The organism is Melaminivora alkalimesophila, from assembly GCF_000282995.1.
In the GTDB taxonomy this organism is placed as follows: domain Bacteria; phylum Pseudomonadota; class Gammaproteobacteria; order Burkholderiales; family Burkholderiaceae_C; genus Melaminivora; species Melaminivora alkalimesophila.
This window is the reverse complement of record NZ_ALEE01000578.1, coordinates 1-696: the sequence shown is the minus strand read 5'-3', so window position 1 is coordinate 696 and position 696 is coordinate 1. Positions and strand designations below refer to the sequence as shown.

The 696-nt window shown below is 75.3% G+C and carries 1 protein-coding gene; it reads right to left on the bottom strand.

Annotated features, from left to right (window positions below):
• Positions 1 to 696, bottom strand: a 696-nt coding sequence (locus A612_RS11305; RefSeq protein ID WP_019374587.1) for a cell division protein FtsQ/DivIB, incomplete at both ends; no start/stop codon positions are given.

Here is a 696-nt window from a genome sequence, read left to right as displayed (position 1 = left end):
CGTCGGCCGCGCGGCCGCGCGGGCGGCCTCTTCGGGGCTGACCGTGGTCACGCCGCGCAGGCGCAGCGCATAGCCGCCGGGGTGGCGCAGGTCGGCGTGCTCGAGCGCCGCGCTGCTGCGCCCCTGCTCCTGCGCCACGTGCGGCAGGGTGCGCACCAGCCGGCGCACGCGCTCGAGCACCTGGGCAGGCTCGCCCCCGCCCAGCACCACGGTGGCGCCGCTGGCCAGCTGCATGCGCCAGCCGCTGTGGGCCGACAGCTCCAGCGTATCCACGGCGAAACCCAGCGGCAGCAGCGCAGCGTCCAGCTGGCGCACCATCTGCAGCATCTCGGCGGCGCGCTCCGGCGGTCCGCTCAGGCGCGGCAGCCCCACGTCGTCGAGCTCGCTGTCGTCCGCCTCGAAAACCTCGCCGTGGCGGTTGACCAGCATGCCGCTGCCCTCGGCGCCCCACAGCGCCGCCACGTCGTGTTCTTCCAGCGCCACGCGCAGCCCGCTCGGGAACTCGCGCCGCACCTGCGCACGGCGCACCCACGGCACCTGCTCGAAGGCGCGCCGCGCGGCCTCCAGGTCCAGCGTGAAGAAGTTGCCCACCAGCTGGGGCGCGACGTTGGCGCGCAGGCTCATGGCGCTGGTGTGGTTGAGTTCGCCCTCGACGGTGATGCGCCCCACGGCGAACACCGGCTGGCGCAGCAGCCA